Source organism: Arthrobacter sp. Z5-13 (assembly GCF_056499105.1).
Genome location: NZ_CP096460.1, coordinates 1,326,445 through 1,342,050 on the forward strand (window position 1 = coordinate 1,326,445; position 15,606 = coordinate 1,342,050).

General features: G+C 61.9%; 11 protein-coding genes. 7 read left to right on the forward strand and 4 right to left on the reverse strand.

Features of this window, described 5'->3' with window-relative positions:
* Positions 1 to 2: 2 nt before the first annotated feature.
* Positions 3 to 902, reverse strand: coding sequence for a WXG100 family type VII secretion target (locus M1E02_RS06325; protein WP_479377254.1), 900 nt, complete (start codon positions 900 to 902; stop codon positions 3 to 5).
* 144 nt (positions 903 to 1,046) lie between these two features.
* A complete protein-coding gene (locus tag M1E02_RS06330; protein ID WP_479377255.1) occupies positions 1,047 to 2,963 on the reverse strand; it encodes a S8 family peptidase in 1,917 nt (638 codons plus the stop codon).
* Between the two features lie 224 nt (positions 2,964 to 3,187).
* On the opposite strand from M1E02_RS06330, the gene M1E02_RS06335 reads away from it, so the two are divergent.
* The 7 genes from M1E02_RS06335 (at position 3,188) to M1E02_RS06365 (ending at position 14,349) form a co-directional block, all read left to right on the forward strand.
* Complete coding sequence (locus tag M1E02_RS06335) at positions 3,188 to 4,324, forward strand: GuaB3 family IMP dehydrogenase-related protein (protein WP_479377256.1); 1,137 nt, start codon at positions 3,188 to 3,190, stop codon at positions 4,322 to 4,324.
* 115 nt (positions 4,325 to 4,439) lie between these two features.
* On the forward strand, positions 4,440 to 6,191 hold the full coding sequence (locus M1E02_RS06340) for a glycerol-3-phosphate dehydrogenase/oxidase (protein ID WP_479377257.1): 1,752 nt from the start codon (positions 4,440 to 4,442) through the stop codon (positions 6,189 to 6,191).
* Positions 6,192 to 6,236: 45 nt separating this feature from the next.
* Entirely contained in the window at positions 6,237 to 6,725 is a 489-nt protein-coding gene (locus M1E02_RS06345) for a PTS sugar transporter subunit IIA (RefSeq protein WP_479377258.1), read from the forward strand.
* 71 nt (positions 6,726 to 6,796) lie between these two features.
* A complete protein-coding gene (locus tag M1E02_RS06350) occupies positions 6,797 to 7,717 on the forward strand; it encodes an SURF1 family protein (protein WP_479377259.1) in 921 nt (306 codons plus the stop codon).
* A complete protein-coding gene (locus M1E02_RS06355) occupies positions 7,714 to 8,223 on the forward strand; it encodes a DUF3817 domain-containing protein (protein ID WP_479377260.1) in 510 nt (169 codons plus the stop codon). The genes M1E02_RS06350 and M1E02_RS06355 overlap by 4 nt, the downstream gene beginning before the upstream one ends.
* A 117-nt stretch (positions 8,224 to 8,340) precedes the next feature.
* Positions 8,341 to 9,930: a glutamine-hydrolyzing GMP synthase gene (gene guaA, locus M1E02_RS06360; RefSeq protein ID WP_479377261.1), complete on the forward strand. Its 1,590-nt coding sequence runs from the start codon at positions 8,341 to 8,343 to the stop codon at positions 9,928 to 9,930.
* A gap of 198 nt (positions 9,931 to 10,128) precedes the next feature.
* On the forward strand, positions 10,129 to 14,349 hold the full coding sequence (locus tag M1E02_RS06365; RefSeq protein ID WP_479377262.1) for an AAA family ATPase: 4,221 nt from the start codon (positions 10,129 to 10,131) through the stop codon (positions 14,347 to 14,349).
* Positions 14,350 to 14,382: 33 nt separating this feature from the next.
* On the opposite strand, the gene cpaB is transcribed toward M1E02_RS06365, so the two are convergent.
* Positions 14,383 to 15,108 carry a Flp pilus assembly protein CpaB gene (gene cpaB / locus M1E02_RS06370; RefSeq protein WP_479377263.1) on the reverse strand — a complete coding sequence of 242 codons (726 nt, stop codon included), beginning with the start codon at positions 15,106 to 15,108 and terminating at the stop codon, positions 14,383 to 14,385.
* Positions 15,109 to 15,218: 110 nt separating this feature from the next.
* Positions 15,219 to 15,551 (reverse strand): FmdB family zinc ribbon protein, encoded by a 333-nt coding sequence (locus M1E02_RS06375; protein ID WP_479377264.1) that lies wholly within the window; start codon positions 15,549 to 15,551, stop codon positions 15,219 to 15,221.
* Between the last annotated feature and the right edge of the window lie 55 nt (positions 15,552 to 15,606).

Genomic DNA, 15,606 nt, shown 5'->3' on the forward strand with positions numbered 1-15,606 from the left:
CGTCAGGTGAGCCAGCCCCAGACCTTCTTGGCGCCGTCGCTCACGGCTTCGGCCGTTTCCTCTGCCGCGTCGGCAACAGCGTCGGCGGTCTTAGTGGCCGCGTCGCCGATCATTTCGGAGGCGGAACCATAGCCGAGATGGGTGGCCAGCAGGCCCATGCCACCCCATGCGATACCGGCCACCGCGAAGAACGGGCCAGCGCCGGGGATGAAGCTTCCGGCAGCAAGGACAGTTGAGATGCCGCCGTCGATTGCCATCCCGGTGTTGCCGGTCGCCAGGCCTTGGGTCAGCTGCACGCCGCCGGTGACAATGCCAAGTCCGCCGGAGAGGCGTCCCAACATCGATGTCCCGTTGAGAAGCTGAGTTCCCCGGACGTACCCGACTCCGGCCGCTTCGCCATATTGTGCGCCAAGCCAGGGCCAGTTGCCCATTTTGGTGAGGAGCCCGCCCTTTGCCATGGTGGCCAGGAGATTGTCCGTGTAGAGGCCAGCCCCGGTGACAGCGGCATTTGCTGCCCACCACTGAGGGCTTCCGGCCACGGAGAGTATTCCTTCAAGCCCCGTGGTCGGGGTGCTTCCGCCTGGACCGGATCCTCCGGAAGCCCCGGTCGGACCATAGCCCACGGCGCCGCCATCGGTGCTCGCATTCTGCTGCTCATCGGCCTGTATGAGGAGCATTTTTGAGGCGTCGATCAGTGACTGTGAGGCCTTGGTCAGCATCGGGCGCAAGGTGCCGCTCCATTCGCGGCGGAACTGCCCGGCGTCGTTGCCTTCCCACGTAGTACTGGAGACCAGGCTACTGATCTGACGTTCCGTGTTCAGCAGACGCGACCCGGAAAGTCCAATGGATTTGGACAGCGACCGCAACTGCTCGACATCGGCACCGTAAAGGCCAGGGGCCATGATTCGTCCTCCTTGGAACTGGGCGCGTGAGGCCCGTGGGTCTCACGTTACGGAGTTCTGAAGACAACTGCCATGGGCAGTGCTGCCCACGTGGAGCCGTCGGAAGTGCTTCGCCTCCGACGGCTCCACTTTCGCGTGCCCTTTCTAGGCGGTGGTCAGGGCGGTGTCATCAAGGAAGAACGTGGTCTTCAAGGAGGAATCCTCTACGCCCAGGAACCGAAGGGTCACGGTCTTTCCTTTGAAGGCCGTGACGTCAAGCTGTTTCTGGACGTATCCGGTTGACCTGTTCAGGTTGGAATAGGTGCCCAGTGTGGTGGCTGTTCCATCGCTGATCACCTGGACTTTGAGGGTGTCATAGGCCGTGCCGCCGGCGCTCTCGTCAGTTTGGACGTTGAGGTGGAACTGCAGAGAAGCAGTGGAAGCGCCCGCAGGGATGGCAACTGACTGGTCAAGGCTGTACGAGCTGGACTGCCCCCAGCCGTTCAGGCCGGCGAATCCGGTACCCGTGCGGGCACCGGCGCCGGTCTCGAAGGTGTCTGCGTGGTCGGAGGACCATGACGCCGCTCCCGTTTCAAACCCGGGGTTCAGCAGCAGGTTGCCGGAAGGCGGCGGCGTGCTGGTTCCGGCGAGAAAACCCATGGTCTTGGCAGCATCCGAGAGCCCCGTCCCGCAGCCGAGGGTGCAGCCTCCAGGCATGGGCCGGGTGCCCTGCTTCAGTGTCGACTCCACCTGGGCGGGAGTGAGCGCGCTCTGCTTGGCCTTCATCAGGGCTACCAGCCCGGCAATGTGGGGAGCTGCCATTGACGTGCCCTGGTAGCTGGCGTATCCGGCTGAACCCGGAGTGGTTGTGCCGGTGTTGATGGTCGAAAGGATCCCGCCACCGGCCACCCTTACGTCCCCGCCGGGTGCTGTCAGATCCACAGCGGAGCCGTAGTTGGAGTAGTAGGACAATGCGCCGCTTGGATTGCTGGCGGCAACGGTGATGACGTTGCTGCAGTTTGCCGGCCGGGAGTTAGCAGCGTTCTGGGTTTCATTGCCTGCTGCCACCACCACTGCCGTTCCACGGTTCACGGCAGCATTGATGGCATTTTGATAGGTGGTTCCGCAAGTGCCTGCGCCTCCCAGGCTCATGTTGATGACCTTGGCGGGATTGGCGTTGGCGGGGACGCCGCTCACGGTTCCTCCGGCAGCCCAAATGATTGCATCAGCGATGTCGGAGAGGGAGCCTCCACATTTGGCCAGCACCCGGATCGGAACCACCTTGGCTCCGGGGGCGACGCCAGCCACTCCGGTAGCGTTGCCCGTAACCGCTGCCACAGTGCCGGCAACGTGCGTGCCGTGCCAGGAGGAATTGGCCGCCCGCGACTGGCCGCATTCTCCGGCTGCGTACCAATCGCCCTGGTCCTGGGGATTGGCATCCCGGCCGTTGCCATCCCGAGCGGCTGTGGCATCAGAGACGAAGTCATAGCCGGGGAGGATGTTGGCATTCAAGTCTGCATGGGAGGTGATGCCGGTATCGATGACGGCCACGTTCACACCCGTGCCGGTGGAGACGTCCCACGCACCGGGGATCCGCATGCCATTCGTGGCTGTGAAGTCCCATTGCTCGCTGTAGCGGGGGTCATTCGGAGTAAGTGAGGCAGTCATCCGGGAGTTTGGTTCCACGTAGGCGACTGCGCCTGACGCCGCCAGTTCTGTCATGAAGTCCTTGGCCGCCTGGCCGGAAAGCGCCTTGTCTGCAGCGATCAGGGTTGCCCCGGTAGCGAGTGAACGTACTTCGTGGACCGAGACTCCCTGCTGCTTCGCTGCCTTGCCCCACGCATTAGCGCGGGCCCCCGGCGTTGCCGAGGAAGGCCCGTCCTTGTATTCGACGATGAACTCTGTGTACGCCTCTCCGGGGGAGACATTCTGCACGAACGCGTCCCCGTTCGAATCTCCTGAACCGCCGCCCCCGCTGCCGGGATCACCGGTTGCGGGGGCTCCGGCCAACGCCATCAAGGCGACGGCTGCCGCCAACGACAATGCCAGGACACGGGGTCTTCTGCATTTTGCACTTTCCATGGGATCTGCTTTCTCGGAATCGGGCACAGCACTTCGTCCCGAATCTGGGTGGAGTGATGATGGTGCAAGCGGGATGGTGCTTGGCAGCCGAGAGCAAATGTAAACAGAATTCTGCCACGTGTAAATGCATTGACAAGATCCGTCAATTGAAATATGGCTATCACTTAACCCTGCCGAGAGTCACGTCTCGCGGGACCGCCTTTGCCGTCAAGTAAAGTGGTGACGTGACTTACGAGATTGAGATCGGCCGAGGCAAGCGTGGACGTCGTGCCTACTCCCTGGATGACATAGCGATCGTCCCCAACCGGCGTACCCGGGATCCCAAGGATGTGTCAGTCTCGTGGCAGATCGACGCGTACAAATTCGATATGCCGGTGATCGCCGCTCCCATGGACTCGGCGATGTCCCCGGCGACGGCTATTGCCTTGGGTCGCCTTGGCGGTCTCGGCGTGCTGGACCTTGAGGGTCTCTGGACCCGGTACGAAGATCCCCAGTCCATCCTGGATGAGATTGGCGCTTTGGAGGACGAGACCAACAGCCCCGCGGTGACAGGGCGGATGCAGGAGCTGTACCGCGCGCCCATCCAGCCGGATCTAATCACCTCGCGCCTCGCGGAAATCCGGGCGGCAGGTGTAACTGTTGCTGGCTCGCTGACGCCGCAGCGCACGCAGGAACACTACAAGACAGTGCTCGCTGCCGGCGTCGACATCTTTGTGATCCGTGGAACCACCGTCTCCGCCGAGCACGTCTCGAAGGACCACGAACCCCTTAACCTCAAGCAGTTTATATACGAACTGGACGTTCCGGTCATCGTGGGCGGTGCGGCCGGCTACACGCCCGCACTGCACCTCATGCGCACCGGTGCGGCAGGCGTTCTCGTTGGTTTTGGCGGTGGAGCAACCAGCACCACCCGGCGGGCCCTTGGGATTCACTCGCCCATGGCTTCCGCCATTTCCGACGTCGCTGCTGCGCGCCGGGACTACATGGACGAATCCGGCGGGCGGTACGTCCACGTGATCGCCGACGGCGGAATGGGCAGCTCTGGCGCCATCATCAAGGCGATCGCAATGGGCGCCGACGCCGTCATGCTGGGCAGCGCACTGGCCCGTGCAGAGGAAGCCCCAGGCAAGGGCTGGCACTGGGGCCAGGAAGCCCACCACCTTGAACTTCCGCGCGGCGACCGTGCAAACGTAGGCACGGTGGGTCCGCTTGAGGAAGTCCTGTTCGGGCCCGGACACCACACAAATGGAACGTCCAACCTGATTGGCGCGCTCCGCCGTTCCATGGCCACCACCGGCTACTCGGACCTGAAGGAATTCCAGCGGGTCGACGTCGTTGTCTCGCCCTACGCCGGCAACTGACCTCCCCAACAGGTGATGCGGGCGCCCGGGTCCTGATCGGCAGTAACTCTGCCCATCCATGAAACATGCAAGTAGTCTGGTGAACTACGAGCTTTGAAGTGGATGGAGACGAGAAATGAGCAGTCTTTCCAGCAGTTCGCCGCACGCAGCCGGGGCGTTGGGGCCCGAGGCCCGGAAGGCTTCCCTGTCCGCCCTGAGGGCTACCAATGATCCGGGCAAGGAACTGGACATCCTCATCGTTGGCGGCGGAATCGTTGGGACCGGCGCTGCCCTGGATGCTGTGACCCGAGGGCTCAACGTCGGGATTGTGGAGGCCAATGACTGGGCAGCCGGTACATCATCACGGTCCTCAAAGCTCATCCACGGTGGGCTCCGCTATCTGGAGATGCTCGATTTCGGCTTGGTCAAAGAGGCCTTGCAGGAGCGGGGCCTGCTGCTTTCGGAGCTCGCCCCGCACCTCGCCCGGCCTGTGCCTTTCCTGTACCCGCTGACCAGGCCATTTTTTGAGCGGCCCTATGTGGGGGCCGGAATTGCCCTCTACGACCTGATGTCTGTATCCAGCGGGCATCAGCGGGGCGTTCCTTTCCACAAGCACCTGACGCGCCGGGGCACCCTCCGGGCGGCTCCAAGCCTCAAGGACGATGCCTTCGTCGGCTCGATCCGCTACTACGACGGCCAGGTAGACGACGCCAAATATGTAGCCAACCTGGTGCGGACCGCGGCCTACTACGGTGCCCATGCAGTCAACCAGACCTCGGTGGTGGACTTCCTGCGCGAAGGGGAACGCGTGGTGGGGGCAAAGGTGGTAAACCACGAGGACGGCTCCACCTTCAACATCCGGGCCAAGCAGGTTATCAACGCCACCGGGGTGTGGACGGACGAGACCCAGGCCATGGTCACAGACCGGGGGCAACTGAAGGTCCGCGCTTCCAAGGGCATTCACCTGGTGGTGCCCCGCGACCGATTCCAGTCAACGGTCGGGCTTATCCTCCGCACGGAGAAATCGGTGCTGTTCGTCATTCCGTGGGGCAGGCACTGGATCATCGGAACCACGGACACTGACTGGAACCTGGACAAGGCCCATCCGGCGGCGTCGAGGAAAGACATTGACTACATCCTGGAGCACGTCAACAGGGTCCTTAAGCGCCCCCTGACCCGGGAGGACGTTGAAGGGGTCTACGCAGGCCTGCGGCCTCTGCTGGCTGGTGAAAACGACTCCACGGCCAAACTGTCGCGTGAGCATGTGGTGGCGCACCCCGTACCCGGCCTTGTTGTGGTGGCAGGCGGAAAGTGGACCACCTACCGGGTCATGGCCAAGGATGCGGTGGACGAAGCCACCCGCAGCATGGACGAGCGGGTTCCGCCCAGCTGCACTGACACCATTCCGCTCTTGGGGGCCAGCGGCTTCAAGGCAGCCTGGAACCGCCGTAACAGAACGGCGGAGGAATCAGGGGTCCACGTGGCGAGGATTGAGCATCTCCTCAACCGATACGGCTCCATGGCGCCGGAAGTCCTGGCGTTGATCAAGGATAATCCAGCACTGGCCGAGCCCATCCCCGGTGCTGATGACTACCTACAGGCCGAGGCAGTCTACGCGGCCACACACGAGGGCGCCCGCCATGTTAATGACGTCCTGACGCGCCGGACGCGGATCTCGATCGAGGCCTGGGACCGGGGTGTTTCTGCCGTTCCGGTAGTGGCTAAACTTATGGGGGAAATTCTTGGCTGGAGCGATGCGCAACGCGAAAGCGAAATCAAGCATTACCTTGCCCGGGTGGAAGCTGAACGGCTGAGCCAGGAGCAACCGGATGATGTATCTGCCGACGCCGCACGTTTGGGGGTCGAGGACATCGTTCCGCTGCGCTGAGCGGGCTGCCGCCTGCACCTCCACGCCGCACCGAAGGGACACCACTTGGCGGAACCACTTGACCGCTACGATGCAGAACTCACCACGCCGGAGATGGTGATTCTGGAGCTGGATGCCAAGGATAAGACCGATGCCGCTGTCCAGTTGGCGACACGGCTGCACGCTGCCGGGCGTGTCTCGGACCTTGAGGGATTCCTCCGCCACGTCAATGCCAGGGAACATCAGCTCGCCACGGGACTCCCCGGCGGAGTGGGACTTCCCCACGCGCGCAGCGAGTTTGTGGACCGGACGTCCATCGCTGTCGGGATTACCAAATACGGCAAGTCGCTGGATTTCGGCGCTTCTGACGGCCCGGCAACTGTCATCCTGCTGATCGCTACGCCGGCGAGTTCCTTCTCTGACCATTTGGAAGTCCTGGCAACCCTGGCCCGGTCCCTGTCCAAGGAATCGTTCCGTGAGTCCCTTCGCCGGGCATACGATGCCGAGGTCATCGCGGAGCTCATCAACTCCAGTCTCGTGTTCTTCGACCACTAAGGCGCTTCCGCAGAGTATCCGGATTGCAGGGCGTTTCGTTGTTCTACGCGGTGACGAAGTACGGTTAATGTGTGTTGAAAACTGCCCTCAAACCCCGCTGGATCTTAGGCTTGGTATTTGCCATAGCCATTTCCGGCGTCTTTGTTCTTTTGAGCCAATGGCAGTTTGGTCGATCCACGCAAGTGGAAGTCCCGGTTTCAACAGGTACGGAGGACGTCCGTTCCTTGACCGCAACGCTGCAGCCGGGCACGTTCTTCCCCGGTTCAGTCGCCGACCAGATGGTTACTGCCAACGGAAGCTACGACCCCAGGAAGCAAGTGCTGGTTCCAGGGCGCTTGAATAACGGGGCCACCGGCTATTGGGTGGTGAGCGCCTTCGCTGTCCAGGATGCCCCGCTTCTTTCCGGGGCAGGGGCGTCGCCTCAAATGTGGATTCCGGTCGCCCGCGGTTGGGTGGCAGATCCCGCAGAAGTGCCGGCACCGCCGTCGGGCGTTATTGAACTAACAGGCAGGCTCCTGCCCTCTGAAGCGCCTTTGCCGAACACAGACGCAGCCCCAGGGCAGGCGACTGCTGTCTCGGTTGCGGAGCTCATCAACATCTGGGAACTGAGCAGCTACCCTGGCTTCGTAACTGCCACCGTCGAAATGGCGGGAAGCTCCGACGTCAGCGCAGCGGCCGTGCCGGGCGATCTGAAGCCTTTGAAAATCGGCCCCCAGCCTCCGCCCCAGCAGGTCAACTGGCTCAATCTTTTCTACTCTGTGGAATGGGTCGTTTTTGCGGGTTTCGCTTTGTTCATCTGGTGGCGCCTCGTCAAGGATGACTATCGCAAGGACCTTGAAGACGAAGACGACGACGGCGTCATCCCCGAAGATGATGGGGACCACTACGGAGCCAAGCCCAGCCCGTCTGAACGAGCCGCCGGCCCTCCTGAACCACCAGCCAGCGCACACGAAGCCCAGCCCAGCCCTTCTGAACAAAAGGTACAACCATGATCGAGCCCAAGCCCGCCATTCAGCCCCAATCGCCCAGCGGAGCCTGGTCAAAAGGTAAGAAGCGCCGATTTGGTGGCACCGAGGCGCAGATCCGTTCGGCACTGAAGTTCTACAAGGTCCTCGCCTATCTCACCGGCGCAATGTTGCTGCTCCTATGCGCTGAACTCATTGCCAGGTACGGCTTCGGTCAGTACCTCTTTGCCGGTGGTACCAACGCGGTCACAGGGCAGCCACACGGCTTCGGTTTCGCTGACGCAGAGCCCAAGGGCGTCCTGGAAGGGTTCAACGTCTCCGTCACCGTGCTTATTGTCCACGGCTGGATGTACGTCGTGTACCTCATGTCGAACTTCCGCCTGTGGTCCCTGATGCGGTGGCCATTTATGAAGATGATCATTCTTGCCCTGGGCGGAGTGGTGCCGTTCCTTTCCTTCATCGTCGAGAAGAAGTTCCATGCTGAAGTGGAGGCAGAACTCGCTGCCAACCCGCAGGCGTCCAAGCGCTACTGATTCCGTACCCTTTGTTCCTGACGCCCACGTGTGAGTTGCCTTACGTCCGGGGGCAGAAGGCGCGTAAGGCGGCTTCTCAAGGTGCGACGGGGCAACAGCGCCAAGTACCCTAGGACAGTGACTACTCCCACTGCATCCCAGACTTCCCAGAAGCCGGTGCTGGTTGTTGACTACGGTGCCCAGTACGCGCAGCTGATTGCCCGCCGCGTCCGGGAAGCGAATGTGTATTCGGAAGTGGTTCCGCATACCCATAGCACCGAGCAACTGCTAGCCAAAAACCCCGCCGCCATCATCCTTTCGGGTGGCCCTTCCAGCGTATACGCGGACGGTGCTCCGAGCGTGGGCGCCGATCTGTTTGAGGCCGGGATCCCCGTCTTCGGCATTTGCTACGGCTTCCAGGCCATGGCGAACGCCCTCGGCGGGAAGGTGGACAAGACCGGTCTGCGGGAATACGGGTCCACCCAGACCACCATCCTCGGCGAAGGCCGGTCCGTTCTGGAAGGGATGCCCCAGCACCAGAACACCTGGATGAGCCACGGCGACTCCGTGCATGAAGCACCGGAGGGCTTCGAAGTACTCGCGACGACGGCGGGTGCTGAAGTAGCGGCTTTCGCCAATGAAGAGAAATGCCTCTACGGCGTTCAGTGGCACCCGGAAGTGAAGCATTCTGCGTACGGCCAGCAGGTCCTCGAAAACTTCCTGTTCAAGGGTGCAAAGCTGCAGCCTAACTGGACCACCGGCAACATTCTTGAAGAGCAGGTTGACCGGATCCGGAAGCAGATCGGCGATGCCAGGGTCATCTGCGGGCTTTCAGGTGGAGTGGATTCAGCCGTGGCGGCTGCATTGGTCCAGCGGGCGGTAGGGGACCAGCTCACCTGCGTCTTTGTGGACCACGGACTGCTGCGCGAGGGCGAAGCGGAACAAGTGGAACGCGATTTTGTGGCCGCTACCGGCGTCAAACTTTATGTCGCGAACGAGCAGGAGCGCTTCCAGGCTGCGCTTGCCGGCGTCAGTGACCCGGAGACCAAACGCAAGATCATTGGCCGCGAGTTTATCCGCGCCTTTGAAGAGGCCGAGCTCGCCATCATCGCCGAAGCTGCTGCCCATGGCGAGAAAATCAAATTCCTCGTCCAGGGCACGCTGTACCCGGATGTCGTTGAATCCGGCGGCGGCGAAGGCGCAGCCAACATCAAGAGCCACCACAACGTGGGCGGCCTTCCGGAAGACCTGCAGTTTGAGCTTGTTGAGCCGCTCCGTGCCCTGTTCAAGGACGAGGTTCGTGCTGTAGGAGCTCAACTCGGCCTGCCTCAGGAGATCGTGGGACGCCAGCCGTTCCCCGGACCAGGGCTTGGCATCCGTATTGTCGGGGAAGTCACGAAGGAACGGCTGGACCTGCTCCGTAAGGCTGACGCCATCGCGCGGGCAGAGCTCACCGCTGCCGGACTGGACAACGAAGTCTGGCAGATGCCGGTTGTGTTGCTGGCGGACGTGCGAAGCGTTGGTGTCCAGGGCGACGGCCGGACATACGGTCATCCGATCGTCCTTCGTCCGGTGTCCTCGGAAGACGCCATGACTGCCGACTGGTCAAGGCTGCCTTATGAACTGTTGGCCAAGATTTCGAACCGGATCACGAACGAAGTCGAGGGCGTGAACCGTGTGGTCTTGGACGTCACCAGCAAACCACCGGGAACCATCGAGTGGGAGTAGTCCTCTGAGTGGCCGGTCTCCGTCGGGAGGCCGGCCACTCTTTTTAATCGGTATGGGCTAAAACCCTGCAATTTTGCCGGCCCCAGTGTTGCGGAGTCTCACAGACGGCCAATTCCGGCTACGCTCGAAACTATGCCGGTATGGTCCAGGGCGTCACGCGCGAGCACAGAAAACGCGAGCACAGAAAAGAAGGCAGCAGTGTCAGTAGGGCAAGACAACCCAGAGGGCTCTGAGGAGTTCAGAAAATGGCTGTCGGGGCTCAAACCGGTAACCGGTGCAGACACAATGCTGCGCTTCACCAAAACCCCTGAAGGTTCCATCGACCTCACCCATGCCCATCCCTCAGGGCTCGCCCAGCTGATGGCAGGGCGGCGGACCCGTTTGTCCACCCTCATCCGGGACCGTCAGCAGTATGTCGTAGCGGCCCGCGCATCACGGAACCTCCGCTCCAAGATCTTTGAACTCGCCAATGATCGGGGAATCGACGCAGCTTACTTTTCCGCAGGCACCGTCGTGTGGACTTCCGCGGTGGGGGGCAAGCCGCAGCGTGTCTCGGCGCCGGTCATGCTTACTGCCATCTCCCTCACAGTCCGGCCCGGTGAAGATGACTATGAACTGCAGCTGACCGAACAGGCGCAGATCAACCCTGCCCTTATCCGGCACCTGAAGAAGATCCATGGCATCGTTTTCGATGTAAACGCCGTCACGAGAATGGCTTACAGCACCGCCCGTTTCGATCCTCAGCCTGTTCTCGACCGGCTTGCAACCCTTGTAAAGCCTATTCACGGCGCCGAGGTGGAGCACAACCTCCTGGTTTCCACTTTTGCGGACCTGTCAGGAAATCTCGACGATCCCTGGATCAATCCGAACCACGCCGTGGTGGCTGAATTGGCCAAAGCGGCCGCAGGGGAGCATGTTGACGTCCCTTCCCTCAAGGAAGACCGATTCCCCCCGCTCGACGAGCGTGATCCGGCCAACGAACTGCTTCTGCTCGACGCCGACGTGGATCAGCAGTACGTGGTTGACTCCGTACGCGCCGGTGAGTCACTGCTGGTCAGCAGCCCGCCAGGCACCGGGCAGACGCAAACGGCCATCAACACCATCGGGGCGTTGGTCGATGAAGGCAAGTCCGTTCTTGTAGTGGGGGACAGGCGCGCCAGCCTTGGCGAAATATCCTCAAAGCTGGAAAGCCTGGGGCTGGAATCCATCCTCTTCCAATTGGCCGGCAACGCTGCCCCGCTGCAGCTGAAAGGCCAGTTGATCCGTGCGATTGTTCGGAACGAGAAGTCACTCCAGCCACAGTTGGATAATCTTCACAAGACGCTGACTGAGCATCGTCATGCCCTGCTGGATCACGTGGCTTCCCTGCACAATGTCCGCCAGCGTTGGGGATGCTCGCCATACCAGGCCATGCAGTCACTGGCCGAGTTGACGTCCATTCAGCCGGCACCTGCTACTACGGTCCGGCTCAAGCGAAGCGTACTGGACAGCATCAGGGACCGTGCCGAACTTGCCGGACGGCTCAAGCGCGCGGCAGAGCTTGGCAGCTTTAGCCGTGCTTCTACGGCAAGTCCGTGGCACGGGGCGCGCCTGGTGACGCGAAAGGAGACAGAAGAAGCCCTCGATGTGGCTCGATCCGTTGAGAAAAAGCTTCCGATGCTCCGGGACCGGATGAAGGATGTGGCCGAACACGCAGAAATCAGCCTGGGTTCCACCTTCTCTGAGTGGGGAGCTCAGCTCGAACTGCTGATGGCGGTCCGGGAAAGCCTGGATAAGTTCACGCCCGACATCTTCGACCGCCCCGTCCATGACCTTATTTCCGCTACTGCTTCCTCCGCTTGGCGTCGGGAGCGCAGCATCGACATGCCCTCCATGCAGCGGTCACGCTTACGCCGGGTCGCGAAGGAGTACGTGCGCCCGGGCGTTCACATCGCTGACCTCCACAGCTCGCTGGTGCTTGTTCAGGATCAGCGTGCGCTGTGGGCCAACTACGCCACAACCCAACGGCACCCTGCGGTGCCTTCGGGCCTGGGCGAAATGAACGTTATGTATCGGGGCCTCGAACGGGAACTGCTGCAGCTTGGAGCGGCATTGGCCCACACCGCGGCCGGGGGTGACCTCCACCACGCCCGCTACGAGGAACTGATGGAACGCCTCGAAGGGCTCGTGGCAGACAGCCGGACCCTCAAGACCCTTCCCGAGCGGACGCTGTTGATTGAAAACATGCGCGAACACGGCCTCGGGGAACTCCTGACCGACCTGGCCGACCGGGAAGTGCCGCCGGATGCCGTGGCTGCCGAACTCGAGCTCGCCTGGTGGCAGTCAGCACTGGAAGCCATGATCAGTGGCGATGATTACCTGGCGATGTCCGATGGAGATGCCTTGCGCCAGCTTGAAGCGGAGTACAGGCTGGCGGACAACGCTCATATAGCCAGTGGCGCTGCACGGCTGCGGTGGCAGTTGGCAGAGCGGTGGCGTGCGGGAATCGCACAGCACGCGCGCCAGGCAGATCTCCTCAGAAGCCTGCTCAAGGACGGACGCATCACCCTGAGCGCCTTGACCGCCCAAGCACCGGACCTCGTGCCTATGCTCGTCCCGGTATGGTCGGTAAGCCCGTACTTGCTGACCGGGCTCCTCCCCGTTGAACAGCGCTTCGATGCCGTTGTTATCCTTGACGCCGAAGCCACCTCGCTGCAGGCCGTCCTGCCGGCCATCGCCCGTGCGCGGCAGGTTATTGCCTTCGGAGATGACAAGATTGCCAGCCCCCGGACATTCACCGTAGGTGTGGAACGGCTGGCTGCCGGCGAAACCCCGTTGCAAGGTGTGGAGAGCGCCTACACGGCACTTTCAGCGGTGTTACCGGTATGGCGGCTGCGGTCGGTATACCGCGCGGTGGACGAGGACCTCGTGCTGCAGTTGAGCAAGAGCTTTTACGACGGCGAGCTCCGCCGCCTGCCTGAGGGACAAGCCGCTACCGGCCTGGATCGTTCCTTGTTCGTCGAGTACCTCCCGGACGGAACAGGCCTTCCCAGCGCGGATCAGGAAGGGGTGGAATCCGCGGCTGCAGAGGTCAACCGTGCCGTACAGCTTGTCTTCGAACACGCACGGCTGCGTCCCAGGACCTCCCTTGCGGTGGTCACGGCGAGCCTTCGCCATGCTGCCCGCATCGGTGAAGCCATCCGCCTGCAGCTTCCCAATTATCCGCTGCTTGCCAGCTTTTTCACCGCCGGTCCTGAATCATTCCGGGTAGTTGATCTGGAGCGCGCGCAGGGCCTTGTGCGTGATCACGTGATCTTTTCCCCTGGGTACGGCCGTACTCCACATGGGCGTGCACTTCACACGTTCGGACCCTTGTCGGCCGAAGGCGGCAGCGCCAAGTTTGCCCTTGCGATGACCCGGGCGCGCCGGTCGATGCACGTTCTGACCTGCTTCCGCCCGGAAGATCTGGACGTCAGCCGGTTGAGTTATGGAGCCCTCAACTTCTACGAATTGCTGAACCGGGAGATCGCCGGCAACACGGACCTGGGGACTCCGGCGTCACGCGCCGCCGCCAGTGAGCAGGCCTTGGGAGCCGACCCGCTGGTCGCGGATTTGGGTGACCGACTGCGGGCGCGCGGAGCAAGGGTCTGGCACCAGTACGACGGCGTTCTCGATGTTGTGGCAGCTGCCGATCCAATGAACACTATTGGCCAGGAAGATGCTGAGATACCGCGGCCCGTCGCCATCGAATCCGACGGCACCGAGCAGTACAGGCTGATGAGTGTCCGTGAACGGAGCCGGCTCCGCCCGCAACTCCTGGAGCGGCTTGGCTGGAGGTACCTGTCACTGTGGACTATCGAAGTGTTCACTGACCCTTCAGCCTGTGCAGACCGCATCGGAGGTTACCTGGGATTGGAAAAACCGGTGGCGTCTGCCCGGTCAACACCTGTGGGGTTCCTGGATGAAGACGTGGATGGGTTGTTGTCCTTCGACCCCGAAGCCACAGGCGAGGGGACAACCGCACATGGGACAACTGAGCATGGAACAACACAGCACGGAACAATTGACCATGGGACGATTGACCATGGGACCACTGATCAACGGGCGGTTGAAAGCGGAGCCAGCTCTGCTGCCACAGACAGTGGGGACGAGGAACATCAGGAAATGAATCAGAACGACGAACCAGCGGTGCCCGTAAGCGCCAGCCAGAACTCCTCGAACGTTACTGCCCGTCAAGAGGATGGAACTCATAAGAACGAAACGGAGAGTTCTCCCAGCCAGGATCGGAGTGTATCCAAGCCGGTGCTGACCGGGACGGCATCGAACGACGTCCTCCCGAACAAGGCCTCCGAAGATGACCCGCGCCGATGGGGAGATAACGCGTCCGGGTACGATCACGATTCATGGCTGAAGGAACAGAAACCGCCACACTGGGACTGAGCCTTCCAGGAGATGTCGGGAATGGCCGTCCGGTCAGCCCACCAGAACGAAGAACAGTTTCCCTTTCGTTGAGGCTCCGGCAAGCCGAACCGCCTGATCCGGATTGGCTGTGACGACTATGAGGCCGTCGGCGTCTTCGTTTTCCAACCATTGACCTGTCTTGCCGCCTTGGGAAGAAGTCCACAAAACTGGCACCCCTTCGGCCAGAACCTCCGAAGTACCCTGTTGTTCGAATCCGTTGCCTGCGGTCAGGACAACGTTGATGAGTTGTCCCGGTGCAAGAAGCTGGATGGATGACGGATCCGCCAGGCGGAGCGGGACGGCTGCAGAACCGGGCGGCGCTCCAGTGAGAAGGCCCGGCCCCACCAGATGGGAATCGGCGAACAACTGTCCCTTCCTCAAAGGTGCCGCCAGCTGTTTTCCCTTCAGCCCGTTGGAGTCCGTGAAGGTTCCTTCCGGCAGGAGCTCCATGGGAAGATGGACCTCCGCAACGTCATCAGGGCCAAGCGTCCTACCTGCGGGAAGGTCCTGGACAGCTGCCATGACGGCCAGCGTTTGTGCTGGGGCAGGGGTGAGCTGGTGGACTCCGATGCCGGCTGCTGCGCTGAGCAAAAGCGCTACGGCAAGCCGACGGTTCCTGTTGAGCCAGCCCAGCAGTCTGCGTTGAGGTGATCTCGAAGGATGCCCGATACGGGCGCTTCGCAAGCGGGAACTACGGAAGTTTGGACCGTTGGCACGTGCGGTTCCTCTGGGCGGCATACAGCCAAGCTACAGAGGACGGTATGCCAGAAACAGAGTTGCCTGTGCCTATGTGGAAAACCGCTGTGCGGCTAAAACCGCCGTGCGCTTGAAAAACTACTGAGGAAGCGTCAGCTGGCCGCGGCAGGCGCGGGAGTGGCGGTGCTGGAAGAAGCTGTGGTTGAAGAAGCGGCCCCGGAGGAAGCGGTGCTCGAAGCAGCTGCACCCGAAGTGCTATCCCCTGCAGCATTGCTGGGGGCTGAGGCGGAGATGCCACCTGCCTTGGAGTCGCGTGAATCCGTCCGGTAGAAGCCCGAGCCCTTGAACACAACTCCGACGCTGTTGAACTTTTTACGCAACGTACCCTGGCACTCAGGGCAGGACGTGAGGGTGCTGTCAGTGAAAGACTGCACGATGTCGAAGGCGTGGCTGCAGTCCTTGCAGGCATATGCATACGTGGGCACTGAAATTCCTCCTTTTGGGCATACGATCAGGTCCCGCGCTGCCCGACAGATTTCC

Bases quoted from the DNA above. Each gene is read 5' to 3' on its own strand.
- M1E02_RS06340 (WP_479377257.1), top strand. From the start codon at position 4,440: ATGAGCAGTCTTTCCAGCAGTTCGCCGCACGCAGCCGGGGCGTTGGGG.
- M1E02_RS06325 (WP_479377254.1), bottom strand. From the start codon at position 902: ATGGCCCCTGGCCTTTACGGTGCCGATGTCGAGCAGTTGCGGTCGCTG.
- cpaB (WP_479377263.1), bottom strand. From the start codon at position 15,108: ATGCCGCCCAGAGGAACCGCACGTGCCAACGGTCCAAACTTCCGTAGT.
- M1E02_RS06330 (WP_479377255.1), bottom strand. From the start codon at position 2,963: ATGGAAAGTGCAAAATGCAGAAGACCCCGTGTCCTGGCATTGTCGTTG.
- M1E02_RS06355 (WP_479377260.1), top strand. From the start codon at position 7,714: ATGATCGAGCCCAAGCCCGCCATTCAGCCCCAATCGCCCAGCGGAGCC.